The organism is Pseudomonas sp. LJDD11 (assembly GCF_024584215.1).
GTDB lineage: Bacteria > Pseudomonadota > Gammaproteobacteria > Pseudomonadales > Pseudomonadaceae > Aquipseudomonas.
Genome location: NZ_JANJFL010000013.1, coordinates 142,390 through 165,881 on the forward strand (window position 1 = coordinate 142,390; position 23,492 = coordinate 165,881).

Here is a 23,492-nt window from a genome sequence, read left to right on the forward strand (position 1 = left end):
TCTAGCTGCTTGAAAAAGAAGGGAAAAATATGACGAAGTCGGAGTTGATCGAACGAATTGTCACCCATCAGGGTCTTCTCTCATCCAAGGATGTCGAGTTGGCTATCAAGACCATGCTTGAACAAATGTCTCAATGTCTGGCTACCGGCGATCGAATCGAGATCCGCGGGTTTGGCAGCTTCTCATTGCATTATCGTGCTCCCCGTGTTGGGCGCAATCCGAAGACCGGCCAGTCGGTAAGCCTGGACGGCAAGTTCGTTCCTCACTTCAAGCCCGGTAAAGAGCTGCGTGATCGGGTGAATGAGGAAGAAGAGGCGATGGGCTACAGCGTAGAAAAGGATCAGTGAATGCGTATTTTCAAACGAGTGCTGGCGGTAACCATCGTCTTGCTGTTGGTGCTGGTGACCACAGTGTTCGTCCTGGAGAACCGTCAGCCTGTAGGCCTGGTGTTCTTCGGTTGGTCGGCACCTGAGCTGGCGCTGGCTGTGCCTGTTATCCTGGCGTTGTTACTGGGCATGTTGATCGGTCCTGTGCTGGCCTGGTTTGGTAGCTTGCGGACCAAGCGTTCGGCCTCCAGTCGTACCGCCTGATGGGGATAGCGGCAGACGTCCTTTAGCTCAGGGCTATGGGCGCTGTGCCTGCTGCTGCCATGCTTGCCTACAGGCTTGGCTGATATCTTTCTCGCTATTGTGTAGCCTATGTTCTCTACGCTTGTAGGAATATTCATCACCTTGTGAGCGAATGTTCGATTAAGTGCTCAGGTTAATTCTTGAGTTTCAGCTTTTTCGGATTAAATCCGACCTTCTTCGGCTATCTTGCTGCAAAAATCCGGCTTTCTGGGCATTCCCGTCCCGGCTTGAAAGTGCCTCTCCCCAAGGCACAATGCCTCCCGAACTGAACAGGTTGCTGGAGGAAGTTGCATGGATTACCCGCATATTGTTCACCATGGCGCGATCGAGCGGGTTACGGGGTCGTGTCACCAGCTGTTTATGGCGCCTCATGAAAGCCTGCTGATTGACTGTGGTGCGGACAGTGGCGAATTGAGCATGACAGCGCCTGATATGGATCTGGGCGTAATCAAAGCGCTGGTGATCACCCATGTTCACAACGACCATGTCGGCCGCCTGCCAGCGCTTCTGGCTGCCGGCTACCGTGGGCCTGTGCTGTGCACCGAGCCGTCCGCCAGGCTGTTGCCGCTGGTTATCGAGGATGTGTTGAGGCACTGCGCTGTAGCGGACAAGGCTCTGCTGCGCCAGCTCGAACGGCAGCTGGTGGTCTTGGCCTTTGATCAGTGGTTCGAGTTGCCCGGCACAGGCCTGTCATGTTGCCGATTGCGTCTGCAAAGGGCGGGGCATATCCTCGGTTCGGCGTATGTTGAATGTGATGTTCGCCATGGGGAGGACGGGCGCGCAACACGGGTGGTGTTTTCCGGCGATCTTGGCGCTTGCCAGACGCCGATCCTGCGCGACCTGCGTGCACCTGAGTACGCTGACATCCTGGTGCTTGAGAGCACCTATGGCGACCGTTTGCATAAGGATCGCGGCAATCGTCAGCAGCGCCTCGAAAAGCTCATTGATCAGGCGCTGGTTGATGGCGGCACCGTGCTGTTGCCGGCATTCAGCATTGGCCGCACGCAAGAGCTGTTGTACGAGCTTGAGGATATTCTGCAGCGCAAGGCGCTGCCTGGGCAGTTACCGGCAGGTGATTGTCCGCAGGCGCTGGCGCACATCGACTGGCAGCAACTGCCAGTGATTCTTGACTCGCCACTGGCCAGCCGCTTTACCCAGGTCTATCAGGCATGCAAAGCGCACTGGGATGACGATGCGCAGCAACGACTGGCAGAGGGTCGGGCACCATTGGCATTCGCGCAGTTGATTACCATCGACAGCCACGCGCAGCACCAGCAAGTGGTCAACTACCTGAGCAGTACGTTGCGACCCGCCATTGTGATTGCCGGGCATGGCATGTGTGTGGGTGGCCGGATCGTCAATTACCTCAAGGCGATGCTGCAAGAGCCCCGTCACCATGTGCTGTTTGTCGGTTATCAGGCCAGGGGCACGCCGGGTTCACTGATACAGCAGGCGGCGGGGCAGGGTGAGGTGTCGCTTGACGGGCAACGCTTTGCTATCCGGGCAGGGGTCAGCACGGTGGCGGGTTACTCCGCGCACGCCGATCAATCGGGGTTATTGGCATTTGTGCGTGACATGCAGCGTTGGCCCTCAGAAATACGTCTGGTGCACGGCGAAATACCTGCCAAACGTGCGCTGGGCAAGGCGCTTGAACAGCTTTATGCGACCGGCGACAGGCCGCTGCAGTTGTTGATTCCCGGTGATAGCTGATCCTGCGTCCAGTCGGTCAGCCAGGCTGCCATGATGTTAAACTTGCTGCTTATTGGAATTACCCATCCGTGTTTTTTCCGTGTTCAGAGGTCAGATATTGAGAGTCAGGGAATGCGCCAGCCTGTAGCGGTTGCGGTAACGGGCGCGACAGGATTTGTTGGCCGGGCTCTGGTACGGCGTCTGGTTGCCCTTGAGGTGCCCTGCGTGCGGGCGGCTGTGCGTCAGGTTGGGCACGGGCTGGACCCGGCGGTTGAAGTGGTCATGGTCGATGACCTGTCTGCCGATAACCGCTGGCATGAGTTTGTCGCAGGTATCGATGTGGTTGTGCACTGCGCCGCCAGAGTTCATGTACTCGACGAGTCTGCCGTCGACCCGCAGGCGGAATATTTCCAGGCTAACGTGGCCGCGACGCTTAACCTTGCGGAACAGGCGGTTGCCGCAGGTGTCAGAAGATTCGTATTTATCAGCTCGATCAAGGTCAACGGCGAGTACTCGCTGGCTGGCTCGCCTTTCAAGGCCAGCGACCCCGGTCGCCCTGAAGATCCCTATGGCGTGTCAAAGCAGGCCGCCGAGCAGCAACTGCGTGAGCTGGCTGCGCGTACTGGCATGGAGGTGGTCATCGTCCGTCCTGTGCTGGTTTATGGGCCTGGGGTCAAGGCCAACTTTCTGAACATGATGCGCTGGCTGGACAAAGGTGTTCCTCTGCCGTTGGGGGCGATAAACAACCGGCGTAGTCTGGTGGCGCTGGAGAATCTGGTGGACCTGCTGGTGACTTGCCTGGCACATCCAGGCGCGGCCAACCAGACCTTGCTGGTCAGTGATGCGCAGGATCTGTCGACCACTGAATTACTCAAGCGTGTTGGCAAGGCATTGGGCAAGCCCGCTAGGTTATTGCCAGTGCCAATGTGGTTGTTGAGCACACTGGCCGCGCTATTGGGCAAGCGGGCGTTTTCGCAGCGCCTGTGCGGCTCTTTGCAGGTCGACATCGAGCAGACCTGTACGCTGTTGGATTGGCGGCCGCCGGTAAGTGTCGATCAGGCGCTGCGCGAAACCGCGAATCATTATCTGGAAAATAAAAAGCATGGTTGAGTGGTTGTGGGTTCTCGGATTTGCGCTGTTGTCCTTGCTGTTGACTGCAGTCCTGCGCAGGTATGCCTTGGCTCGTAGCCTGATGGACATTCCCAATGCTCGTAGTTCGCATTCGATACCGACGCCCCGTGGCGGCGGAGTATCAATTGTCATCGCATTCTTGCTGGCGGTTTCGTGGTTAGGCGCGACAGGACGCATGCCTGCCGATCTGCTGATGGCCCTGGCCGGGGCCGGTGGCCTGGTGGCGGTTATCGGTTTTATGGACGACCACGGGCACATTGCCGCCCGCTGGCGTCTGCTTGGGCATTTTGCCGCAGCGATCTGGGCACTGGCGTGGCTGGGCGGTATGGCGCCGCTGCATCTGCTGGGCTGGTCACTGGAGCTGGGTTGGCTGGGCAACGTTCTGGCGGTGTTTTATCTGGTCTGGATGCTCAACCTGTACAACTTCATGGATGGCATTGACGGTATCGCCAGCATTGAAGCGGTAACTGTGTGTGGCAGTGCGTGTCTGATCTATGCGCTGACCGGGCCTGGCGATCAGGTGCTGGTCCCCGCATTGCTGGCGGCTGCAGTGGCAGGTTTCCTGTACTGGAATTTTCCGCCGGCACGAATTTTCATGGGCGATGCCGGCAGTGGTTTTCTGGGCATTGTACTCGGCGTACTGTCCTTGCAGGCTGGCTGGGTGTCGCCTTCACTGTTCTGGGCATGGCTGATCCTGCTCGGCGTGTTTGTGGTGGACGCTACCTTGACCCTGATCCGGCGTTTGCTGCGCGGCGAGAAAGTGTATGAAGCGCATCGTAGCCATGCCTATCAGTTTGCTTCGCGTCATTACGCTCGGCATCTGCCGGTAACCCTGGCGGTGCTGGTGATCAATCTGGTCTGGTTATTGCCTTGGGCACTGTTGGTGGCCAAAGGCTGGGTCGATGGCGTGACAGGTCTGGTCCTTTGCTGGTTGCCATTGGTGTGGCTGGCCTTGAAATTCAAGGCCGGGCAGGTTGAGCGGGGCTGATTTGACAGCGCGGACCAGCGGTTTTTCATATAGATTGTAACAATTGCTTCGACGAGCTCGGGGCCTGGATGGTTGTAGTGAGGTTTCAAACGAGGTGGCAAGGATTGATTGAGGACACCATGGACAAGATACGAACCTTTCTGCTGGCGCTGCCGCGTCGCCAGAAACGGATCATTCAGGTCGGCACTGACGTCCTGCTGGTCTGGTTCGCCTTGTGGATGGCGTTTGTGGTCCGTCTTGGGGTCGATGATCTGATCAACCCGCTGGACAAGTACACCTGGCTGTTTGTCAGTGCCCCGCTGGTTTCGATCCCGCTGTTCATTCGCTTCGGCATGTACCGGGCGGTGATGCGCTATTTCGGCAACGATGCGCTGATCGCAATCATCAAGGCGGTGACTCTTTCGGCGCTGATTCTCGGTTGCGTGGTGTACGTCTACAGCAACCATCAGCAGATCGTGCCGCGGTCGATCATGTTCAACTACTGGTGGTTGAGCATGGTCATGATCGGTGGGCTGCGCCTTGCCATGCGCCAGTATTTTCTCGGTGACTGGTTTGCTGCCGTGCAGCATGTGCCCTTCGCCAGCCGCGACGATGGCCTGCGCAAGGTGGCTATCTACGGTGCCGGAGCCGCCGGTAATCAATTGGTAGCTGCACTGCGCATGGGGCGGTTGATGCGCCCCGTGGCGTTCATCGACGACGATGAGTCGATTTCCAACCGGGTCATTTCCGGGTTGCAGGTCTACAAGCCCAAGCATATCCAGCGCATGATCGAGGTGACCGGCGCCCAGGAGATCCTGCTGGCGGTGCCTTCATGCACCCGTGGCCGGCGCCGTGAGATTCTCGGCTACCTGGAGGGCTTCCCGCTGCATGTGCGCAGTGTGCCTGGTTTCATGGACCTGGCAGCAGGGCGGGTCAAGGTCGATGACTTGCAGGAAGTTGATATCGCGGACTTGCTGGGGCGTGATTCAGTGCCGGCCCAGGATAACCTGCTGGAACACTGTATCAAGGCCCAGACCGTACTGGTCACCGGTGCCGGCGGCTCGATCGGTTCGGAGCTGTGCCGCCAGATCCTGCTGCTCAAGCCGGCCACGCTGCTGTTGCTGGATCACAGCGAATTCAACCTTTACACCATTGTCAGTGAGCTGGAGCAACGTCTGGCCCGTGAAGCGCTTTCGGTCAAGTTGTTGCCCATCCTGGGCTCGGTGCGCAACCATCCCCGACTGCTCGATGTGATGAAAACCTGGAAGGTCGACACCGTCTACCATGCGGCGGCCTACAAGCACGTGCCGATGGTCGAGCACAATATTGCCGAGGGCGTGGTCAATAACGTGGTTGGCACCCTCAATACCGCACAGGCGGCGTTGCAGGCCGGAGTTTCCAACTTTGTCCTGATCTCCACCGACAAGGCGGTGCGCCCCACCAATGTCATGGGCAGCACCAAGCGCCTGTCGGAGATGATCCTGCAAGCGCTCAGCCGCGAAGCGGCACCGGTGATGTTTGGTGATCAGTCCAATGTGTATCAGGTCAACAAGACCCGCTTCATCATGGTGCGCTTTGGTAATGTGCTGGGCTCTTCAGGCTCGGTGATTCCGTTGTTTCACAAGCAGATCCAGACTGGCGGGCCCTTAACGGTTACCCACCCGAAGATCACGCGTTATTTCATGACCATCCCCGAGGCCGCCCAACTGGTGATCCAGGCCGGTTCCATGGGGCAGGGCGGCGACGTGTTTGTGCTGGACATGGGGGAGCCGGTAAGAATCATCGAGCTGGCGGAAAAGATGATCCATCTCTCGGGCCTGAGCATTCGCTCGGAGAAAAACCCGCACGGCGATATTTCCATCGAGTTCACCGGTTTACGGCCGGGAGAGAAGCTCTATGAAGAGTTGTTGATCGGCGACAACGTGGTGGCCACCGAGCACCCGATGATCATGAGTGCCAATGAGGACTACTTGTCCTGGGATATGCTCAAAGTGTTATTGACCCGCTTGCTGACAGCGGTCGACAAGGACGATTACCACACGGTTCGGCAGCTGCTGCGCGAGACCGTCAGCGGCTATGCACCGGATGAAGATATCGTTGACTGGATTCATCAGGAGCGGCGCCGGGAAACCTGAAAAAGCAGGGCGAAACGGGGTAAGAACTGGCTGTTTCGTGACTGTTTGTGAGGTAATTCCCTGACACGCTCAGGCACTTTTACAGGTTCGCTTACTGGATTAGCTTTCAGGGGCAGCATTGGAATGCTGCTTGAACCTATAAACCCAAGGAGTGCCTGTCATGCGTAATGTATTGCTTTCTTCTGTTTTGTCCGTCCTGCTGGCAACTGCCTCCCTGACGTCTGTTGCCAACCCGATGGGGGCTGCTGCCAATCCCATGGCGGCTGAAACCATGCCCCTGGGGGCTGAAGCCATGGCCGGCCAGGCCCAGCAGGTCGCTGACAAAATCAACATCAATACCGCAGATGCCTTGACCCTGCAGAAAGCGCTGTCCGGCGTTGGTCTTAACAAGGCCAATGCCATCGTGGCGTACCGTGAAAGCAATGGTAACTTCACCTCGGTCGACGAGCTCATTGAGGTCAGTGGCATCGGCAAGACCCTGCTCGACAGGAATCGTGACAAGCTGGCCATCGAGTAACGTCAGCGCAGCATGAACGAGGCCGATCCTGATCGGCCTTTGTTTTTCAGCCCCACAGACGTTTGCTGCCTGCCTGGGTGTACCTCGCAATGCACGCTTTGTGCTGTCAACCAGATGAATGTGCTCGTTTTGCCATTTGTTACGGTGTTTTTCGCACGGTTGATCTGATATTCCTTGCTTTCCGGTTCTGATCACGGAAAATCGCGCCCCTGCTTTTCAGGGCGGGCGCCGCGCTGCCAATTCCATCCGTGGCGTCCTTGCTTGTGCAATTACCGGAAACGGAGACACGACCGGATGAACGATCAGGCCAATAGCGTCGTAGAACGCCTGGATACAGTCCCCGCAGAGAATGCTGCTTGGAATCGCAACGATACCACCTGGATGCTGGGCCTGTTCGGCACCGCCATCGGCGCAGGTACCTTGTTCCTGCCCATCAGTGCCGGTATCGGCGGCTTCTGGCCTTTGATGGCGTTGGCGATCCTGGCTTTCCCGATGACCTTCTTTGCCCACCGCGGCCTGACCCGTTTCGTACTTTCGGGTCGCAGCGGCGGCGATATCACCGAGGTGGTCGAAGAACACTTCGGTAAAGGCGCCGGGGCAATGATTACCCTGCTGTATTTTTTCGCAATCTTCCCGATTCTGCTGATCTACAGCGTTGGCCTGACCAACACCGTCAGCAGCTTTCTGGTCAACCAGTTGCACATCGCGCCGCCGCCACGTGCATTGCTGGCGTTCGCGCTGATCCTCGGCCTGCTGGCGGTGGTGCGTTGCGGCGAGCGGGTCATCGTTAAAGTGATGAGCATGATGGTCTATCCGTTCATCGTCTCGCTGCTGTTTCTGGCGGTGTTCCTGATTCCGCACTGGAATGGCGGTATCCTCAGCACGGCCTCCACGCTGCCTGAGCCTGCGACCTTCCTGCCAGCCCTGTGGCTGGCGATCCCGGTGATGGTGTTCTCCTTCAACCACACGCCAATCATCTCGGCGTTCGCGGTGGATCAGAAGCGCCTGTACGGTGAGCAGGCCGATGCACGCAGTTCCAAAATTCTGTCCCGCGCCCATTTGCTAATGGTATTGATGGTGCTGTTCTTTGTGTTCAGTTGCGTGTTGACCCTGTCGCCGGCTCAACTGGCTGAAGCCAAAGCCCAGAACCTTTCAGTGTTGTCCTACCTGGCTAACCACTTCCAGAACCCGACCATCGCGTTTGCCGCGCCGCTGATCGCGCTGGTGGCGATCTCCAAGTCGTTCCTGGGGCATTACATCGGCGCCAGTGAGGGCTTCAAGGGGCTGGTGCTGAAGTCCGGCGCGCGTCCGGGCAGCAAGGCTCTGGATCGTCTGACAGCGCTGTGCATGCTGGTGGTGTGCTGGATCGTTGCGACCATCAACCCAAGTATCCTGGGCATGATCGAAACCCTGGGCGGGCCGGTGATCTCGGTGTTGCTGTTTCTGATGCCGATGTACGCGATCCGTAAGGTGCCGGCCATGCGCAAATACTCGGGCAAGCTGTCCAACGTGTTTGTGGTGATGTCCGGCGTGGTAGCGATTTCTGCGCTGGTCTGGTCGTTGACCCACTAAACGACCTGCAGCGACAGGCGGCGGGCGTGCTCGTCGCCTTGCTGGATGGGACGGCGGCGCTGGTCAATCCTGCGGCGCAGGATGCAGTGGCCGGGTCAGGCTCATGAGATGGGCATAGTCGTAGATGTACTGCCGGCCGGCATGGCTGGTCAGGCGCAACTGCTCGATCAGTTGCAGTTCCTTCTTGCTCAGGTACTTCAGCGCCGGATGCTCATTGGACTTCAGGCGATTACGTTCATGGGCGTCAGGAAATGCGATGACGTTCGTCATGAAAAATCTCCTTGGGTAATTAGTCCTTCAAACTGCCCCGTCACTTTCCTACAGCGACAACGAACCTTACCCACAAACTCTCCGCACCCGCAAGCCCACTAATGGGTAGGACGTCACAGTGCTTGCGTGACCTCGAAGACCTGACGCTGACCGCTGACGACGATTTCCACGCTATCGCCTTCAGCCTTGCCCAGCAGGCTGTGGCCCAGCGGTGCGCGTGAGGTGATCACCGTGATCAACTGGTCATCGGCCTGAATCTTCAGGCCTGCGGCATCGGGTCCCAGAAATAGCTGGCGCGAGTCACCGTGCTCGGTTTCGAGCATCACCAGGTCGCCGACCTGAATCCCGCGTTGTTCGTCGAAGGGTTTGCACGCTGTCTGCTGATAAACGCTCAGCGCCTGACGAATCTCTTCGACCCGGCGTGCCTGGCCGGCGGCCAGATAGGAGGCCTCCAGGCCCAGCGTGTCGTACTTGTTTTCGGCAATGTTCTCTTCGTGGGTCGCGGCCTCATAGGCTGTTTGTGCGGCACGCACGGCAATGTCGAGGTCATGCTGCAAGCGTTCGACGATCAGGTGCAGCAGGTGATTTTTGTCCATGGGTTATCCGCAGAATTCATTGATGCTGGCCCGGCTTTTTTCGCTGGGCGCGGTGCGATCCTGTTGCATCCAGAAGTCGCACTTGGCGCGATTGAAGTGTTTGTTCTGCTGCGCCTCAGCGTATTCACGCGCCTGGCGTGCTTCACTTTCGCGCAGGCTTTGCTCGAACTTCTTGAACATCGCATCAGGTTGTTGAAGGGCCGGTTCTGGCGCTGGCGCTGGGGCGACCCGAGTGACCGCTTCGGCCAGGGCGCGGGTCTGGGTTTCAGGCAAGGCCTTGAGCAGCAGCGGGCCGGTCAGGATCACGGCAACGGCGCCGAGCCAGATGCCCAGGGCAATGCACACAATCAACTTGAGTGACACGTAGAGTTCGTGACGACGGCTTTGGCTGGACATGGCGATCACTTCCTTTGACGGCGTAGGCGGTGGAGGGCGCAGATGATTCATTGTGCCACGCCCGGCGCTGGTGCAAAGCGCTTGTTACGGGCGACAATCGCCGCTTTGAGGTCGGCTTCGGGAAGCGTAATGCAAGTTTCATGGGACATCTTTTGCGATGTCGTGGATAACTACGGCGATGTAGGCGTCACCTGGCGTCTGGCCCGCCAATTGGTGGCCGAGCATGGCTTTGCCGTACGCTTGTGGATCAACGATCTGTCGGCCTTCGTGCGCCTGTGCCCGCACGCCGATCCACTGGCGGCCCGGCAGTGCCAGGCCGGCGTTGAGGTCTGCCACTGGCCTGAGGATTGGCAGCCTGCCTCAATTCCCGATGTTGTGCTCGAAGCCTTTGCCTGTCGCGTGCCCGAGGCCTACACCCAGGCCATGTTGCAACGCAGCCCGCGACCGGTATGGCTGAACCTCGATTATCTGAGTGCCGAGGACTGGGTCAGTGGCTGTCATGGTCTGCCATCGCCGCAAGCCAATGGTTTGAAGAAGTTCTTCTTCTTTCCAGGCTTTACCGAGCAGACTGGCGGCTTGCTCCGTGAGCAGTCGCTGATTGCCCAACGCCAGGCGTTTCAGGCCGACCCCGCTGCCCAGCAGGATTTCCTGCGCGGGCTTGGGGTACAGCCTGAGTCCGGTGCGCGGTTGATTTCGCTGTTCGCTTATGAAAATCCGGCATTAGGCAGTTGGCTGGACCAGTTGCTCGGCGAAGGCGTTGTCACCCACTTGCTGGTGCCGCAAGGGCGCATTGTCGGCGACTTGCAGCGCTGGCTGGGGGAGGGCGGCCTGCAAGCCGGTGCCATTCGTCGGCGCGGGGCTTTGACCATTCAAGTGCTGCCGTTCGTAGCTCAGGAACAATACGACCGCTTGTTGTGGTGCTGCGATTTCAATGTGGTGCGCGGCGAAGACTCGTTCGTCCGGGCGCAATGGGCTGCGCGGCCGATGCTTTGGCACATTTATCAGCAGCAGGACGATGCCCACCGGCCCAAGCTGGAGGCGTTTCTGGCGCTCTACCTTGCGACGTTGCCCGCAGAAGCTGCGCAGGCGACTGCCGAGCTGTGGCGCGCCTGGAGCGCCGGGGAGGAGGTGCAAGAGGGCTGGCAGCAACTGAATCGATATTGGCCGCAAATGCGTGAGCATGCAGAACATTGGTGCCAACAGCAGGCAGCGCGCAGCGACCTCGCCTCAGCGCTGGTACAGTTTTACCGAAATTCGCTATGATACGCGGCCTTGATATCAGGCTCTGTACGAAAAACCGCCTGCACAGGCTGCTTCTCGTACAGAGCCTTCGCTAACTCCATCCAAATTCGGATATCTGCAATGAAAACTGGTAAAGAGCTGAAACCCGGCACCGTGATTCGTATCGACAACGATCCTTGGCTGGTTCAAAAGGCTGAGTTCACCAAGTCCGGCCGTAACAGCGCGATCATGAAGACCAAGCTGAAAAACCTGCTGACCGGCTACAAGACTGAAACTGTCTACGGTGCAGACGACAAGCTGGACGATGTGATCCTGGACCGCAAGGAAGCCACCCTGTCGTTCATCAGCGGTGACACCTACACGTTCATGGACACCACCGACTACACCATGTACGAGCTGAACGCCGAAGACATCGACGCCGTTCTGCCATTCGTCGAAGAAGGCATGACCGACGTTTGCGAAGCCGTGTTCTTCGAAGAGCGTCTGGTTTCGGTAGAGCTGCCGACCACCATCGTGCGTCAGGTTGACTACACCGAAGGTTCCGCTCGTGGCGACACCTCTGGCAAAGTGATGAAGCCTGCCAAACTGAAAAACGGCACCGAGCTGAGCGTTGCTGACTTCATCGAAATCGGCGACATGATCGAGATCGATACCCGTGAAGGCGGTTCCTACAAAGGCCGTGCCAAATAAGCACTGCTTTGTAGCCACGCTTCACGAAAAAGCCCGCACAGTGTTGCGGGCTTTTTCGTTGCGGATGAAAAAACGGGAGATCCGCAAGGGATCTCCCGTTAGTGCAAGCCAAACCGTTTGCAGCAATCAGACGGTCACGTGCAGGCGTACATCAACGTTGCCACGGGTGGCGTTGGAGTACGGGCAGACCTTATGCGCTGCATCGACCAGTTGCTGGGCGTCAGCCTGTTCCAGGCCCGGCAGGCTGATATGCAGGTCGATGTCCAGACCGAAGCCACCCTCAATCTGACCAATGCCCACGTGAGCGGTGATCGAAGCGTCTGCCGGGATACTACGCTTGCTCTGGCCGGCCACGAACTTCAGGGCGCCGATGAAGCAGGCCGAGTAGCCGGCGGCAAACAGTTGCTCAGGGTTGGTGGCTTCACCACCCGCGCCGCCGAGTTCTTTTGGGGTGGCCAGCTTCACATCGAGAATGTTGTCACTGGAGATCGCACGGCCATCACGGCCACCGGTGGAGGTTGCTACTGCGGTGTAGAGCGCTTTCATGAGATTTCCTCGTTGGTTTTGTTTTGCGCTAAAATTTAGCGCGCTAACTAATGTGAGGTGAAATGTATCCTGCAATTATCTTGCGCGCAAGTTAATTGTTGGGAATTTCTCGGGCTGGCGCTTAGCAAGGGTAGAAGAAGGTGTCAGAACCTGCACGCCGCAGGGCCAAACCGGTCCTGCGGCGTGCATACAGTCGTTGAACGATCAGGATCAGAAGCTATAGGTCCCGGTTACCACCAGGCTGCGCGGATCACCGAGACGGATCTGCCCGGCGCTGGTGGCCGAGCTGTAGTAGTTCTGGTCGGTCAGGTTATTCAGTGCCGCACGCAGGTCCCAGTCCTTCTGCCGGTAGCCGGCCAGGGCATCCCAGCGGCCGTAGCCAGGCAGTACCGTGGTGTTCTGGTTATCTGCATAGCGCTGGCCGACCAGGGTCAGGCCGGTTTCGGCGTACCAGCCGCTTTCCGGCTTCCAGGTCAGGAACACACTGCCGTTGCGCTTGGCGACGTTGCTGACCCGGTTGCCCGCCAGGCCATTGTTGTCCTCGACGATGGTTGCGTTCTGAATACCGATGCCGCCGCGCACGTACCAGTTGCCGGCCAGTTGCCCGGTCGCTGTCAGTTCCACGCCGCGCGAGCGCTGCATACCGGTGAGCACTGTCAGGCTCGGGTCGTTCGGATCGGTTGTGCGGCGGTTGTAAAGCTCCAGCTCATAAATGGCCAGGGTGGTGCTCAGACGATCATTGAGCCAGTCGCTCTTGACGCCAATTTCCTTCTGCTTGGTCAACTCTGGGCTGACATCATTGGTATTGCCGGTGGCTCCGGGGGTGATACCGATCAGGCCACCGCCGACCGGCGAGAAGGTCTTGGTCCAGGAGGCATAGAACGAGTGTTCTGGCAGTGGCGTCCAGACCAGGCCGACACGCGGGCTGGTGCTATGGCTGTCACGGGCTTCGCTGATATCGCGCAGGCGGTTGGTGGTGTCGACCTCGAAGCGGTCGTAGCGCAAACCGCCGAGCAGTTGCCATTGGTCGTTCAGGCGCAGTTGATCCTGTACATACAGTGCGCGGCTGTCGACCTCGGTGTAGTTGTGGCTCGACGGGCTCATCAGCCCGGTGTGCCGCTGGTTGCGGTCCGGGTTATAGGGATCGAGCGAGGGCACCGAACCGTTGGCGGCGCTGTAGAGCCTGGGGTCGCGGCGCTGGTTGCCCACTTCGATCCCGGTCAGCACCCGGTGTTCCAGGCCAAAGGTGTCGAAGCTGCCTTCAAGCTCGATGTTGTTGAAGATATTGCGGGTATGCAGGTCTTGCTGGAAGCGCGCGCGGGTGACCCGGTTGGTCGCGGCGGTATAGCCGGTCAGGTAGGTGTTATCAAAATCGCTGTCGAGTTTGAAGATCCCCAGGGTCTGGCGCAGTTGCCAGCGTTCGTTGAGCTCATAACTGAGCTTTGAGCGCAGCGACTGGGCCTTGTCGTCGATGTAGTCGCGGCTGTCGCCGTAAGTGGTGTCGCGGCTGACGTCCGCCGGGCGGCCACCGATACCCGGAATGCCACGATCCGGGGTGCGGTCGAAGCGGCTGTACTCGTACTGCACCAGCCAGTTCAGCTTCGGGGTCAGTTGCCAGCTCATCGACGGGGCGAATAACTGGCGATGGCTGGAGATGTCATCACGGAAGCTGTTGCTGTCCATGTTGCCCAGGTTCAGGCGCAGGCTGATGTTCTCGCTGGGGTCGGTGCTCAGGTCGGCGTACAGGCTGCGCAGGTCATTGGTGCCGCCTTGGGCTTCGAGGGTCGAGCGGCGTCCGGCCTGCGGTGCCTTGCTGACCCGGTTGACGATACCGCCCTGGCTGCCGCGTCCGTAAAGCACCGCCGCCGGGCCTTTGAGAACTTCCAGCCGCTCGGTGTTGTGCAGGTCGCGGACGTACTGGCTGTCGTCGCGGATGCCGTCCAGATAGAAGTCGTTGCTGGCATCGAAGCCGCGAATACGCAGGCCGTCAAAGCGGGTATCGGAACTGTCGCTGATGTTCGGCAGGCCGCTCAGCGCCGTGCCCAGGTCCTTGACACCATAGTCCAGTACATTGGCGGTCTTGACCGTGTCGATGGCCTGCGGCACATAGCGGACCGGGGTTGAGGTGCGTGTCGCGGTGCTGACCTCTTTGACCCGTGGGCTGGTTTCTTCCTGTTCAGCGTTGGCGTTGATCGACAGTTCTGGCAGGGTGGTCGAGGCGGCGCTGACAAAACCTGCGCCAAGCAGGGCTGAGATGCCGATAGCCAAGGGCGAAAGGCGTGATGGGGCAGACATGGGTGATGCATCCTGAGTGTGTGTAAGCGTTATTATTTAGGATGCGAATGTTAATGCTTTACATTTACTATCAAGAAGGCATTCCAGCGTCGCCGTCTGCTGCGATTGTATCTTTATATTTCAAATTGGCATCAAAGGGTTATCCTAGACACTTGCCAGCCTGACATCGCTGAATCGGCATCAGCGATGCGTGCTCAGGTTGTCGCGCAGGTCCAGCAATTGCTCTTGCAGCTTGACCAGTCGTTCCAGGTCCAGGCCGCTGGCCGAGAGAATGCAATTGGGGACGGCTTGTGCCTTGAGTTGCAGGGCACGGCCCTGCTCGGTCAGGTGCAGCAGCACCACGCGCTCATCGTCCTTGCTGCGGGTACGGCTGAGCAGGCCTTCGCCTTCCAGGCGCTTGAGCAAGGGGGTCAGGGAACCGGGGTCGGTGAGTAGACGGGTGCTGATTTCTCCCACCGTCAGACCGTCACGTTCCCAGAGCACCAGCATGGCCAAGTACTGCGGATAGGTCAGGCCCAACGCCTGGAGCAGCGGTTTGTAGACCTTGGTCATCATCAATGAGGTGGAATACAGCGCAAAGCACAACTGGTTATCCAGTTTCAGCGCGTCGCAGGTCGAAGGTGTGTCAGTCATGAAAACTCCTGGTGCATTCGAAGCAGGGGCGTAATTTAGTGTTGTGATCTTTAATGCGCCAGATAATTCAGGCCGGCGCACAGTCTGAACCGGGGAAGTGGCGTGATTGATGTGGTGATGTTTGTGTTGCTCGGTGCGGCGATGGGCACGCTGGGTGGCTTGTTCGGGATTGGTGGCGGGTTGGTGGCGATCCCGGCGCTGGGCGTGTTGTTCGGCCTGGATCAGCAACTGGCTCAGGGCACGGCGCTGTTGATGGTGTTGCCCAACGTGTTGCTGGCGCTATGGCGCTATAACCAGCGCAACAGGATTCAACTGCGCCACGCGCTGATGCTGATTGTGCCCAGTTTTATTTTTGCCTGGCTGATGTCGCTGTGGGCAGTCAGCCTGGACCCGCAGAGCATGCGCCTGGGGTTTGTCGGCTTTCTGCTGATACTGATCGTTTTCAATCTGATGCAGATGATCCGCAGCACGACCCGGCTCGGGGCTGGCCTTCAGCGCGAGCGCTGGCTCTGGTTGCTGGGGGTTGGTTCAGGGATTACCGGCGGGCTGTTCGGTGTCGGTGGCGGCGTGGTGGCGACGCCGATTCTGACCAGCCTGTTCGGTGCCAGTCAGGTGGTGGCCCAAGGCCTGGCACTGGCGCTGGCCGCGCCAAGTACCGGCATCACGTTGCTGACCTACGCCTGGCACCAACATGTTGATTGGCACATGGGCGTGCCACTGGCGGTGGGCGGCCTGGCCAGCATCAGTTGGGGCGTCAAGCTTGCGCATTCGCTGCCGGAGCGGCAGTTGCGCAAGCTGTTCTGCGTGTTCCTGATGGTTTGCGCGGTGATCCTCGCGCTCAAGGTCTGAGCGCGCGGTGGTTCAACGCTTGACCTGTTTCAGCGTATCGGCAATCAGGAACGCCAGCTCCAGCGACTGGTCGGCGTTCATCCGCGGGTCGCAATGGGTGTGATAGCGGTCTGACAAGCCATCCTCGGTGATCGGCCGTGCACCGCCAATGCATTCGGTGACGTTCTGCCCGGTCATCTCGATATGAATGCCGCCGGCATGGGTGCCTTCGGCCTGATGAACCTGGAAGAACTGCTTCACCTCACTGAGGATCTGCGCAAAGTCGCGGGTCTTGTAGCCGCTGCTGGCCTTGATGGTATTGCCATGCATCGGGTCGGAACTCCACAGCACTTTGCGGCCTTCGCGCTCGACGGCGCGGATCAGCCCCGGCAGGTGATCACCGACCTTGTCAGCGCCCATCCGCGCAATCAGGTTCAGGCGCCCTGGGTCATTGTCCGGGTTGAGGATATCGATCAAACGAATCAGATCCTCGGTGTTCATGCTTGGCCCGACCTTGACCCCGATCGGGTTATGCACGCCGCGCAAGAACTCGACATGGGCGCCGTCGAGCTGTCGGGTACGGTCGCCGATCCAGAGCATGTGTGCCGAGCAGTCGTAAAAGTCCTGGGTCAGGCTGTCACGGCGCACGAAGGCCGCTTCATAGTTGAGCAGCAGCGCTTCATGTGCGGTGAAAAAACTGGTTTCGCGCAGTTGCGGGGCGCTGTCCAGGCCGCAGGCGCGCATAAAGGCCAGGGTCTCGTCGATACGGTTGGCCAGTTGGCTGTATTTTTCAGCCAGTGCCGAGTTGGCGATGAAATCCAGGTTCCATTGATGGACCTGATGCAGGTCGGCAAAACCGCCCTGGGCGAAGGCGCGCAGCAGGTTCAGGGTGGCGGTGGACTGGTGGTAGGCCTGCAACAGGCGGTCCGGGTCCGGCACACGGCTCTGGCTGTCGAAGCCGATGCCGTTGACGATGTCGCCGCGGTAGGCCGGCAGGGTCACGCCATCGATGGTTTCATCATTGGCCGAGCGCGGCTTGGCGAACTGGCCAGCCATGCGCCCGACCTTGACCACCGGGCAGCCCGAGGCAAAGGTCATGACAATTGCCATCTGCAGCAAGACCTTGAAGGTATCGCGAATCTTCGCAGCGGAGAATTCTGCGAAGCTCTCGGCGCAATCACCGCCCTGCAGCAGGAAGGCGCGCCCCTCGGTCACTTCGGCAAACTGGCGGCGCAACTCGCGTGCCTCACCGGCGAACACCAGTGGCGGAAAACCGGCCAGGGTCTGCTCGACGCGCTGCACATGAGCGGCATCGGGGTACAGGGGTTGTTGCTGGATCGGCAAGGCCCGCCAGCTGTCCGGGCTCCACGGTTGGTTCATTGTCGGCTCATGTCAGGGCAAGTCGGGAGCCGCATGTTAGGGGCTGTTGCCGTTTCATCACAACCGCGTCGAGGTCTGTTTGTCGGCCGGCATAGGCTTCACTCTGTTGGAATGCGTGTGACAACACAGCCACGGCCGTACGGTTTGCGCCCCAAATCGCGCCAGCTCGGGCGGCGCTCCGCTCTTCGAAAGGCTTGAAAAGGCAGCGACCATTTCCTGCGTCCTTCGCCCGCCTGACACGATTTGGCGCTGCAACGCGGTCTGTGCTGAAACGGCAACAGACCCTGGCAGCTTGATGGGGTCTACCGAATGCCGGGCGACGACAGCCAGCAGATCAATGTTGTGACAAGGCCCGGCATTTGGTCGACAATTCGCATTTTGCGCTCAGCACTGCATGAGCCAGCCGCCAGGAGAGGTCATGACCGACGAGCGTGAAGAACGAATCCTGGCCGAGGTCCACGATGACTTCGGCATGATCCGTGTACTGGAAGTCGAAGATTATCGGTTTCTCGAATTTGGCGATGCGATCGAACAGAGCTGCACCTTCACCGCCGACCCGGCCTGGCTGGAGTACGATTACACCCGTGCCATGCTGATCGGTGCGCTGTGCCATGAGGCGCCGGAAAGCGCGTTGTTCCTGGGCCTCGGTGCCGGCACCCTGACCCAGGCGTGCCTGAAATTCCTGCCGCTGGAAGACGTCGAGGCCATCGAGTTGCGCCCTGAAGTACCGCGTCTGGCCATGGAGTACATGGGGCTTGAAGATGATCCGCGGCTCTATATCCGGGTCGGCGATGCCTTGCAGTTGCTGGAAACCGCCGAGCCTGCCGACCTGATCTTCGTCGACCTGTACACCGATGTCGGCCCGGGTGCCGGGCATCTGGCCTGGAGTTTTCTGGAGAACTGCCAGAAACGTCTGACCCCCGGCGGCTGGCTGGTCATCAACCAGTGGGCGAACGATGACGGCAGGCCGCTGGGCGCGGCGCTGTTGCGCGGGCTTTATCATCGGCATTACTGGGAACTGCCGGTCAAGGAAGGCAATGTCATTCTGATTGTGCCGGCGGACCTTGAACAGGTGCTTGAAGTCGATGCCCTGATGGCCCGTGCAGAGGCTCTGGCGCCACGCTTGGGCTACTCGTTACAGACGCTGATCAAGGACATTCGCCCGGCTTCATGACACGCGGCGGCGGGCAGATTGTCGCAGTAGACAGACGGCGCAGGCAGGGCCATTGTCAGCGAACATGAATCGATTTAGCCGGGATGTACCGATATACGCTGCTCGGCGCCTGCATCACCCGCGAAAACGGCGGCGCCGCGCTGCATGAAACGTGTGTCAAATGGCCAATTTTTCATAAAAAAACCCTCACTTAACCTGGCAATTCCGGTATAGTGCGCGCCGGCCTTTCACCGGGCCGTCGTTCAGAGGGATGCATTAGCCGGAGCCTGCTTCGGTGGCTGGTTCGCAAGCCGGACTATCCTGAACGATCCATTCATCAATTGTTTTCGCAAATCCCCGCCACAAAGCAGCCAGGGTGACTCTTGAGTCGTACACGGCACGCGCAGCTTTGCAGCATGGGTCTTTGCGGATGCACCAGAGGCAGACCCATGACCCAGGAAAACGGCGGCTTCGCCGCTCTCGATCTTCATCCGAATATTGTTGCTGCTGTTATCGCTACAGGCTACGAAGAGCCTTCGGCCATTCAGCAACAATCGATCCCTATCATTCTTGCCGGTCACGACATGATTGGCCAGGCGCAGACCGGTACCGGCAAGACCGCCGCGTTCGCCCTGCCGATCCTCAATCGTATCGATCCGAGCAAGCGTGAGCCCCAGGCCCTGATCCTGGCGCCCACCCGCGAGCTGGCCCTGCAAGTGGCCACTGCGTTCGAAACCTACGCCAAACAGATGCCGGCCGTGAACGTCGTCGCTGTCTACGGCGGTGCACCGATGGGCCCGCAGCTCAAGGCTATCCGCAACGGCGCGCAAATCATCGTCGCCACCCCGGGCCGTCTGTGTGACCACCTGCGTCGTGACGAGAAAGTCCTGACCACCGTGAACCACCTGGTTCTGGACGAAGCTGACGAAATGCTCAAGCTGGGCTTCATGGATGACCTCGAAGTGATCTTCGATGCCATGCCGGAAACCCGTCAGACCGTACTGTTCTCGGCGACCCTGCCGCCGTCGATCCGTGCGATCGCCGAGCGTCACCTGCGTAACCCGCAGCACGTCAAGATCCAGACCAAGACCCAGACCGTCACCAAGATCGAGCAGGCTCACCTGCTGGTTCACGCTGACCAGAAGACCAACGCGGTCCTGAGCCTGCTGGAAGTCGAAGACTTCGACGCCCTGATCATGTTCGTACGCACCAAGCAGGCCACTCTGGACCTGGCTGGCGCCCTGGAAGCCAAAGGCTACAAGGCTGCTGCACTGAACGGTGACATCGCCCAGAACCAGCGTGAGCGCGTCATCGACTCGCTCAAGGATGGCCGTCTGGACATCGTGGTCGCGACCGACGTCGCCGCCCGTGGTCTGGACGTACCGCGCATCACTCACGTATTCAACGTCGACATGCCGTACGACCCTGAGTCTTACGTGCACCGTATTGGCCGTACCGGCCGTGCCGGTCGCGAAGGCCGTGCATTGCTGCTGGTCACCCCGCGTGAGCGCCGTATGCTCCAGGTCATCGAGCGTGTAACAGGCCAGAAGGTTGCGGAAGTCCGCCTGCCGGACGCCCAGACCATCCTCAGCGCCCGCATCAAGAAACTGACCAACAGCCTGACGCCGCTGGTGGCTGATGCTGAAGCCAGCCATGGCGAGCTGCTGGACCGCCTGACTGCCGATATCGGTTGTACCCCGCGTGCCCTGGCTGCCGCGCTGCTGCGCAAGGCCACCTTGGGTCAGGCGCTGACCCTGGCCGATATCGAGCGTGAGCGTCCGCTGGTTCCAAACAACGCCCCACGTGCTGATCGCGGTGAGCGCGCCGAGCGTGGTGACCGTCCAGAGCGCGAGCGTCGTGCACCGCTGCCACTGGGTGAAGGCCGTGCGCGTTGCCGTACTGCTCTGGGTGCCCGTGACGGCATCGCTGCCAAGAACCTGCTGGGTGCGATCCTTAACGAAGGTGGTCTGGCGCGTGACGCCATCGGCCGTATCCAGATCCGTGACAGCTTCAGCCTGGTTGAACTGCCCGAAGAAGGTCTGGAGCGTCTGCTGGCCAAGCTCAAGGACACCCGCGTAGCCGGTAAGCAGCTCAAACTGCGCCGCTATCGCGAAGATTGATCTGAGCGAATAAAAAAATCCCCGACTGGTTCGGGGATTTTTTTTGCCTGCACGACAGCCAGGCATTTTTTGGCTTGGCGGTACAGGCAACCGCGGTAAACAATCTTGCACCGACCGAAAAACCTTCGCGACCAAGGTCGCTCCCACAGAGGTCTGTGGCGGCGAAAACTCAGGTGTAACGCCTCATCCAAACCTATAGATATCCATCCCCAGCGCCCCCAGGGTAAACCCCTGATGGGCGATGCTGAACGCACCTCCCGCGCCACGGGCGAAATACAGCGGCAACAGATGCTCATCACTCGGATGATTACGCACCGCATGGGGTGCCAGGCGACGGTAATCATGCAACGCCGCTTCGTCGTCGCTGCCCAGCCTGTCGATCATCCAGTCACGAAACGCCAATGCCCAATCAGTGGCCCGCTCGGGATCGGCCTGCCAGTCCAGTTCGCGCAGGTTGTGGGTAATGCTGCCGGAGCCGATGAGCAGAATGCCCTGGTCACGCAGCGGTGCCAGCGCCTTGCCAATTCGGGTCTGCAACTGCGGGCCGTGCTGGCTGGGCAGCGACACCTGGACCACCGCAATGTCTGCCTGCGGATACATCAGGCTCAGCGGCACCCACACCCCATGGTCAAACGGGCGGCTTTGGTTCAGCTTGACCGGCAGGCCGTCGGCGCTCAGTAGCGCCGCAACCTGGGCCGAAACCTCAGGAGCGCCAGAGGCTGGATATTGCACCGCGAACAGTTCGGCGGGAAAGCCACCGAAGTCGTGCCAGGTGTCAGGCTGTGGATTGACGTTGACCTCCAGTTGCGGGCTTTCCCAATGCGCCGAGACAATCACGATCGCCCGTGGGCGCGGCAGGTTCGCAGCGATGCGCGCCAGGGCCGGGCCGCTGGCACCCGGTTCCAGGGCAAGCATGGGAGAACCGTGAGAAATGAACAGGCTGGGAAACATGGACGGCTACCGGATGGGAGTGAGCCTTCATCTTCAGGCACAATACCTATCCAGTTCCAATATAAGTTTTTCGGGCTTTTAATCGAATTTTCGGGAGGATCAATGGAGCCGGACTTCTGGCACGAGCGCTGGGCCAACAGCCAGATTGGCTTCCATCAGGCTGCCCCCAGCCCCTACCTGGCGCGCTATTGGCCCGGCTTGCCGCTGGCGCCCGGCGCACGGGTGCTGGTGCCGCTGTGTGGCAAGAGCCTGGACATGGCCTGGCTGGTCGAGCAGGGCCATTACGTGGTGGGCGTCGAACTGTCGGCCAAAGCGGTGCAGGACTACTTCAGCGAGCGTCAGGTGAAACCGCAGATTACCCGGCGCGGTGCGTTTGAGGTGTACAGCGGGGCAGGTTGTGAGTTGTGGTGCGGGGATATCTTCAATCTCGACCCTGAGCTGCTCGGGCCGGTGCAGGGGCTGTATGACCGCGCCGCGATGATTGCCTTGCCGGTACCGATGCGCAAGCGCTATGTCGAGCTGCTGGATCGCTTGCTGCCAGCGTCCTGCGCTGGGCTGCTGGTCACGCTCGACTACGAGCAGGAGCAACTGCCGGGCCCGCCTTTTGCGGTGTCGCCCGAGGAGGTCGGGTTGTTGTCGCAATGGCGCTGGCGAGCCACCCTGCTTGAGCAAGTCGATGAGCTGCCCAACAGCATCAAGGCGCGCAAGGCCGGTGCAACGCGGCTTCAGGAGCAGGTCTATCAGCTGGAGCGTTGACCCCATAAAAAAGGGCGACCCCAAGGTCGCCCTTTGCGTAGCGGCCTGTCATCAGCCGCGACGGCGCAGTGCCTCGATCCGTACTTCCAGCGGCGGGTGGCTCATGAACAGGCCTGCCAGGCCGTGCTTGAGGCCGCCATTGATGCCAAAGGCGCTGAGAGTGGCCGGCATCTGGACCGGCACACCTTGCTCGGCCTGGAGGCGTTGCAGGGCGCCGATCATGGCCTGGGTGCCGGCCAGTTGCGCGCCGGCTTCGTCGGCGCGGTATTCACGTTTGCGCGAGAACCACATGACGATGGCGCTGGCCAGAAAGCCCAGTACCAGCTCGGCAAAGATGGTCGTCACGTAGAACGCAATGCCCTGGCCGCTCTCGTTCTTGAAGATCACTTTGTCGACGAAGTTGCCGATGATCCGTGCGAAGAACATCACGAAGGTGTTCACCACACCCTGCACCAGCGCCAGGGTGACCATGTCACCGTTGGCCACGTGGCCGATTTCATGGGCCAGCACGGCCTTCACTTCGTCGGGCGAAAAGCGCTCAAGCAACCCCTGGCTGACGGCGACCAGCGCGTCGTTACGGTTCCAGCCGGTGGCGAAAGCGTTGGCCTCGTAGGCCGGGAAAATCCCGACTTCCGGAGTCTTGATCCCGGCCTCGCGGGCCAGTTGCTCGACGGTTTGCAGCAGCCATTGTTCATGGCGAGTGCGCGGCTGGGTAATGATCTGGGTGCCGGTACTCATCTTTGCTGACCATTTGGAAATCAGCAAAGAGAACAACGAGCCGGCAAAACCGAACACGGCGCAGAACAGCAAGAGCTGATTGAGGTTCAGATCAACCCCGTTGGCCGCCATGATCCCGTTGAAGCCAAACAGGCTCAAGGTGATGCTGGCAATCAGCACCACCGCCAGGTTGGTGGCCAGGAACAGCAGAATGCGCATCATGGTCGAAAGGTTCTCCTCGGATAAATTGCAGCGTAATGCCGGGTATATAAGGCGATG

23 protein-coding genes are annotated in these 23,492 nt (G+C 59.7%); 14 read left to right on the forward strand and 9 right to left on the reverse strand.

The features are described from left to right. The first annotated feature begins 29 nt into the window (after positions 1-29). The 8 genes from ihfB (at position 30) to NRB16_RS16615 (ending at position 8,640) form a co-directional block, all read left to right on the forward strand. Positions 30-347, forward strand: coding sequence for an integration host factor subunit beta (ihfB, locus tag NRB16_RS16580; protein ID WP_045482001.1), 318 nt, complete (start codon positions 30-32; stop codon positions 345-347). Continuing rightward, positions 348-590, forward strand: a complete 243-nt coding sequence (locus NRB16_RS16585) for a LapA family protein (protein ID WP_045481998.1) — start codon at positions 348-350, stop codon at positions 588-590. A 330-nt stretch (positions 591-920) separates the two neighbouring features. Continuing rightward, positions 921-2,339, forward strand: a complete 1,419-nt coding sequence (locus NRB16_RS16590) for an MBL fold metallo-hydrolase (RefSeq protein WP_257106526.1) — start codon at positions 921-923, stop codon at positions 2,337-2,339. Between the two features lie 111 nt (positions 2,340-2,450). Next, complete coding sequence (locus NRB16_RS16595) at positions 2,451-3,428, forward strand: SDR family oxidoreductase (protein ID WP_045481994.1); 978 nt, start codon at positions 2,451-2,453, stop codon at positions 3,426-3,428. After that, entirely contained in the window at positions 3,421-4,437 is a 1,017-nt protein-coding gene (locus NRB16_RS16600; RefSeq protein ID WP_045481992.1) for a glycosyltransferase family 4 protein, read from the forward strand. The genes NRB16_RS16595 and NRB16_RS16600 overlap by 8 nt, the downstream gene beginning before the upstream one ends. A gap of 119 nt (positions 4,438-4,556) precedes the next feature. Beyond that, positions 4,557-6,551 carry a nucleoside-diphosphate sugar epimerase/dehydratase gene (locus NRB16_RS16605; RefSeq protein WP_253115083.1) on the forward strand — a complete coding sequence of 665 codons (1,995 nt, stop codon included), beginning with the start codon at positions 4,557-4,559 and terminating at the stop codon, positions 6,549-6,551. A 160-nt stretch (positions 6,552-6,711) separates the two neighbouring features. Continuing rightward, the gene (locus NRB16_RS16610) at positions 6,712-7,068 is read left to right on the forward strand and encodes a helix-hairpin-helix domain-containing protein (protein ID WP_045481987.1); all 357 of its coding nucleotides are present in this window, start codon (positions 6,712-6,714) and stop codon (positions 7,066-7,068) included. Between the two features lie 294 nt (positions 7,069-7,362). Beyond that, positions 7,363-8,640 carry an aromatic amino acid transport family protein gene (locus NRB16_RS16615; RefSeq protein WP_045481985.1) on the forward strand — a complete coding sequence of 426 codons (1,278 nt, stop codon included), beginning with the start codon at positions 7,363-7,365 and terminating at the stop codon, positions 8,638-8,640. Positions 8,641-8,703: 63 nt separating this feature from the next. Here the strand turns inward: NRB16_RS16615 and NRB16_RS16620 are convergent, their stop codons facing one another. The 3 genes from NRB16_RS16620 to NRB16_RS16630 form a co-directional block, all read right to left on the reverse strand. Next, entirely contained in the window at positions 8,704-8,910 is a 207-nt protein-coding gene (locus NRB16_RS16620) for a hypothetical protein (RefSeq protein ID WP_045481983.1), read from the reverse strand. Between the two features lie 113 nt (positions 8,911-9,023). Next, positions 9,024-9,506, reverse strand: coding sequence for an elongation factor GreAB (locus NRB16_RS16625; protein ID WP_045481981.1), 483 nt, complete (start codon positions 9,504-9,506; stop codon positions 9,024-9,026). A 3-nt stretch (positions 9,507-9,509) separates the two neighbouring features. Then, positions 9,510-9,902, reverse strand: coding sequence for a hypothetical protein (locus tag NRB16_RS16630; protein WP_045481978.1), 393 nt, complete (start codon positions 9,900-9,902; stop codon positions 9,510-9,512). Between the two features lie 129 nt (positions 9,903-10,031). Between NRB16_RS16630 and earP the strand changes: the two genes are divergently transcribed. Continuing rightward, entirely contained in the window at positions 10,032-11,165 is a 1,134-nt protein-coding gene (gene earP, locus NRB16_RS16635) for an elongation factor P maturation arginine rhamnosyltransferase EarP (RefSeq protein ID WP_257106527.1), read from the forward strand. Positions 11,166-11,264: 99 nt separating this feature from the next. Next, complete coding sequence (locus NRB16_RS16640) at positions 11,265-11,834, forward strand: elongation factor P (protein ID WP_045481975.1); 570 nt, start codon at positions 11,265-11,267, stop codon at positions 11,832-11,834. A gap of 126 nt (positions 11,835-11,960) precedes the next feature. On the opposite strand, the gene NRB16_RS16645 is transcribed toward NRB16_RS16640, so the two are convergent. The 3 genes from NRB16_RS16645 to NRB16_RS16655 form a co-directional block, all read right to left on the reverse strand. Further along, positions 11,961-12,380 (reverse strand): organic hydroperoxide resistance protein, encoded by a 420-nt coding sequence (locus NRB16_RS16645; protein WP_253115089.1) that lies wholly within the window; start codon positions 12,378-12,380, stop codon positions 11,961-11,963. 210 nt (positions 12,381-12,590) lie between these two features. After that, complete coding sequence (locus tag NRB16_RS16650) at positions 12,591-14,675, reverse strand: TonB-dependent siderophore receptor (RefSeq protein ID WP_257106528.1); 2,085 nt, start codon at positions 14,673-14,675, stop codon at positions 12,591-12,593. Positions 14,676-14,855: 180 nt separating this feature from the next. Then, positions 14,856-15,308 carry a MarR family winged helix-turn-helix transcriptional regulator gene (locus NRB16_RS16655; protein ID WP_045481970.1) on the reverse strand — a complete coding sequence of 151 codons (453 nt, stop codon included), beginning with the start codon at positions 15,306-15,308 and terminating at the stop codon, positions 14,856-14,858. Positions 15,309-15,425: 117 nt separating this feature from the next. Here NRB16_RS16655 and NRB16_RS16660 point away from each other — a divergent pair, with 117 nt between their 5' ends. After that, positions 15,426-16,157, forward strand: a complete 732-nt coding sequence (locus tag NRB16_RS16660; RefSeq protein WP_144403360.1) for a sulfite exporter TauE/SafE family protein — start codon at positions 15,426-15,428, stop codon at positions 16,155-16,157. A 12-nt stretch (positions 16,158-16,169) separates the two neighbouring features. Here the strand turns inward: NRB16_RS16660 and NRB16_RS16665 are convergent, their stop codons facing one another. Beyond that, a complete protein-coding gene (locus NRB16_RS16665; protein ID WP_257106529.1) occupies positions 16,170-17,516 on the reverse strand; it encodes a class II 3-deoxy-7-phosphoheptulonate synthase in 1,347 nt (448 codons plus the stop codon). A 418-nt stretch (positions 17,517-17,934) separates the two neighbouring features. On the opposite strand from NRB16_RS16665, the gene NRB16_RS16670 reads away from it, so the two are divergent. Together NRB16_RS16670 and NRB16_RS16675 are read left to right on the forward strand one after the other, a co-directional pair. Next, the gene (locus tag NRB16_RS16670) at positions 17,935-18,690 is read left to right on the forward strand and encodes a spermidine synthase (RefSeq protein ID WP_045481961.1); all 756 of its coding nucleotides are present in this window, start codon (positions 17,935-17,937) and stop codon (positions 18,688-18,690) included. A gap of 395 nt (positions 18,691-19,085) precedes the next feature. After that, entirely contained in the window at positions 19,086-20,789 is a 1,704-nt protein-coding gene (locus NRB16_RS16675; RefSeq protein WP_173426679.1) for a DEAD/DEAH box helicase, read from the forward strand. Between the two features lie 183 nt (positions 20,790-20,972). Here NRB16_RS16675 and NRB16_RS16680 read toward each other — a convergent pair whose 3' ends face one another. Beyond that, positions 20,973-21,740, reverse strand: coding sequence for a class III extradiol ring-cleavage dioxygenase (locus NRB16_RS16680; protein ID WP_257106530.1), 768 nt, complete (start codon positions 21,738-21,740; stop codon positions 20,973-20,975). A 102-nt stretch (positions 21,741-21,842) separates the two neighbouring features. On the opposite strand from NRB16_RS16680, the gene NRB16_RS16685 reads away from it, so the two are divergent. Next, on the forward strand, positions 21,843-22,496 hold the full coding sequence (locus NRB16_RS16685) for a thiopurine S-methyltransferase (protein WP_257106531.1): 654 nt from the start codon (positions 21,843-21,845) through the stop codon (positions 22,494-22,496). Between the two features lie 51 nt (positions 22,497-22,547). Here NRB16_RS16685 and htpX read toward each other — a convergent pair whose 3' ends face one another. Then, the gene (gene htpX, locus NRB16_RS16690) at positions 22,548-23,435 is read right to left on the reverse strand and encodes a protease HtpX (RefSeq protein ID WP_045481949.1); all 888 of its coding nucleotides are present in this window, start codon (positions 23,433-23,435) and stop codon (positions 22,548-22,550) included. Between the last annotated feature and the right edge of the window lie 57 nt (positions 23,436-23,492).

What these genes read in the sequence shown, in the direction of transcription:
- NRB16_RS16620 (WP_045481983.1), bottom strand. Translation starts at nt 8,910, where the DNA reads ATGACGAACGTCATCGCATTTCCTGACGCCCATGAACGTAATCGCCTG.
- NRB16_RS16630 (WP_045481978.1), bottom strand. Translation starts at nt 9,902, where the DNA reads ATGTCCAGCCAAAGCCGTCGTCACGAACTCTACGTGTCACTCAAGTTG.
- NRB16_RS16605 (WP_253115083.1), top strand. Translation starts at nt 4,557, where the DNA reads ATGGACAAGATACGAACCTTTCTGCTGGCGCTGCCGCGTCGCCAGAAA.
- NRB16_RS16585 (WP_045481998.1), top strand. Translation starts at nt 348, where the DNA reads ATGCGTATTTTCAAACGAGTGCTGGCGGTAACCATCGTCTTGCTGTTG.
- NRB16_RS16615 (WP_045481985.1), top strand. Translation starts at nt 7,363, where the DNA reads ATGAACGATCAGGCCAATAGCGTCGTAGAACGCCTGGATACAGTCCCC.
- NRB16_RS16640 (WP_045481975.1), top strand. Translation starts at nt 11,265, where the DNA reads ATGAAAACTGGTAAAGAGCTGAAACCCGGCACCGTGATTCGTATCGAC.
- ihfB (WP_045482001.1), top strand. Translation starts at nt 30, where the DNA reads ATGACGAAGTCGGAGTTGATCGAACGAATTGTCACCCATCAGGGTCTT.
- NRB16_RS16650 (WP_257106528.1), bottom strand. Translation starts at nt 14,675, where the DNA reads ATGTCTGCCCCATCACGCCTTTCGCCCTTGGCTATCGGCATCTCAGCC.
- NRB16_RS16680 (WP_257106530.1), bottom strand. Translation starts at nt 21,740, where the DNA reads ATGTTTCCCAGCCTGTTCATTTCTCACGGTTCTCCCATGCTTGCCCTG.
- NRB16_RS16685 (WP_257106531.1), top strand. Translation starts at nt 21,843, where the DNA reads ATGGAGCCGGACTTCTGGCACGAGCGCTGGGCCAACAGCCAGATTGGC.
- NRB16_RS16645 (WP_253115089.1), bottom strand. Translation starts at nt 12,380, where the DNA reads ATGAAAGCGCTCTACACCGCAGTAGCAACCTCCACCGGTGGCCGTGAT.
- NRB16_RS16665 (WP_257106529.1), bottom strand. Translation starts at nt 17,516, where the DNA reads ATGAACCAACCGTGGAGCCCGGACAGCTGGCGGGCCTTGCCGATCCAG.
- NRB16_RS16600 (WP_045481992.1), top strand. Translation starts at nt 3,421, where the DNA reads ATGGTTGAGTGGTTGTGGGTTCTCGGATTTGCGCTGTTGTCCTTGCTG.
- NRB16_RS16655 (WP_045481970.1), bottom strand. Translation starts at nt 15,308, where the DNA reads ATGACTGACACACCTTCGACCTGCGACGCGCTGAAACTGGATAACCAG.
- htpX (WP_045481949.1), bottom strand. Translation starts at nt 23,435, where the DNA reads ATGATGCGCATTCTGCTGTTCCTGGCCACCAACCTGGCGGTGGTGCTG.
- NRB16_RS16590 (WP_257106526.1), top strand. Translation starts at nt 921, where the DNA reads ATGGATTACCCGCATATTGTTCACCATGGCGCGATCGAGCGGGTTACG.
- NRB16_RS16595 (WP_045481994.1), top strand. Translation starts at nt 2,451, where the DNA reads ATGCGCCAGCCTGTAGCGGTTGCGGTAACGGGCGCGACAGGATTTGTT.
- NRB16_RS16660 (WP_144403360.1), top strand. Translation starts at nt 15,426, where the DNA reads ATGTTTGTGTTGCTCGGTGCGGCGATGGGCACGCTGGGTGGCTTGTTC.
- earP (WP_257106527.1), top strand. Translation starts at nt 10,032, where the DNA reads ATGCAAGTTTCATGGGACATCTTTTGCGATGTCGTGGATAACTACGGC.
- NRB16_RS16625 (WP_045481981.1), bottom strand. Translation starts at nt 9,506, where the DNA reads ATGGACAAAAATCACCTGCTGCACCTGATCGTCGAACGCTTGCAGCAT.
- NRB16_RS16670 (WP_045481961.1), top strand. Translation starts at nt 17,935, where the DNA reads ATGACCGACGAGCGTGAAGAACGAATCCTGGCCGAGGTCCACGATGAC.
- NRB16_RS16610 (WP_045481987.1), top strand. Translation starts at nt 6,712, where the DNA reads ATGCGTAATGTATTGCTTTCTTCTGTTTTGTCCGTCCTGCTGGCAACT.
- NRB16_RS16675 (WP_173426679.1), top strand. Translation starts at nt 19,086, where the DNA reads ATGGGTCTTTGCGGATGCACCAGAGGCAGACCCATGACCCAGGAAAAC.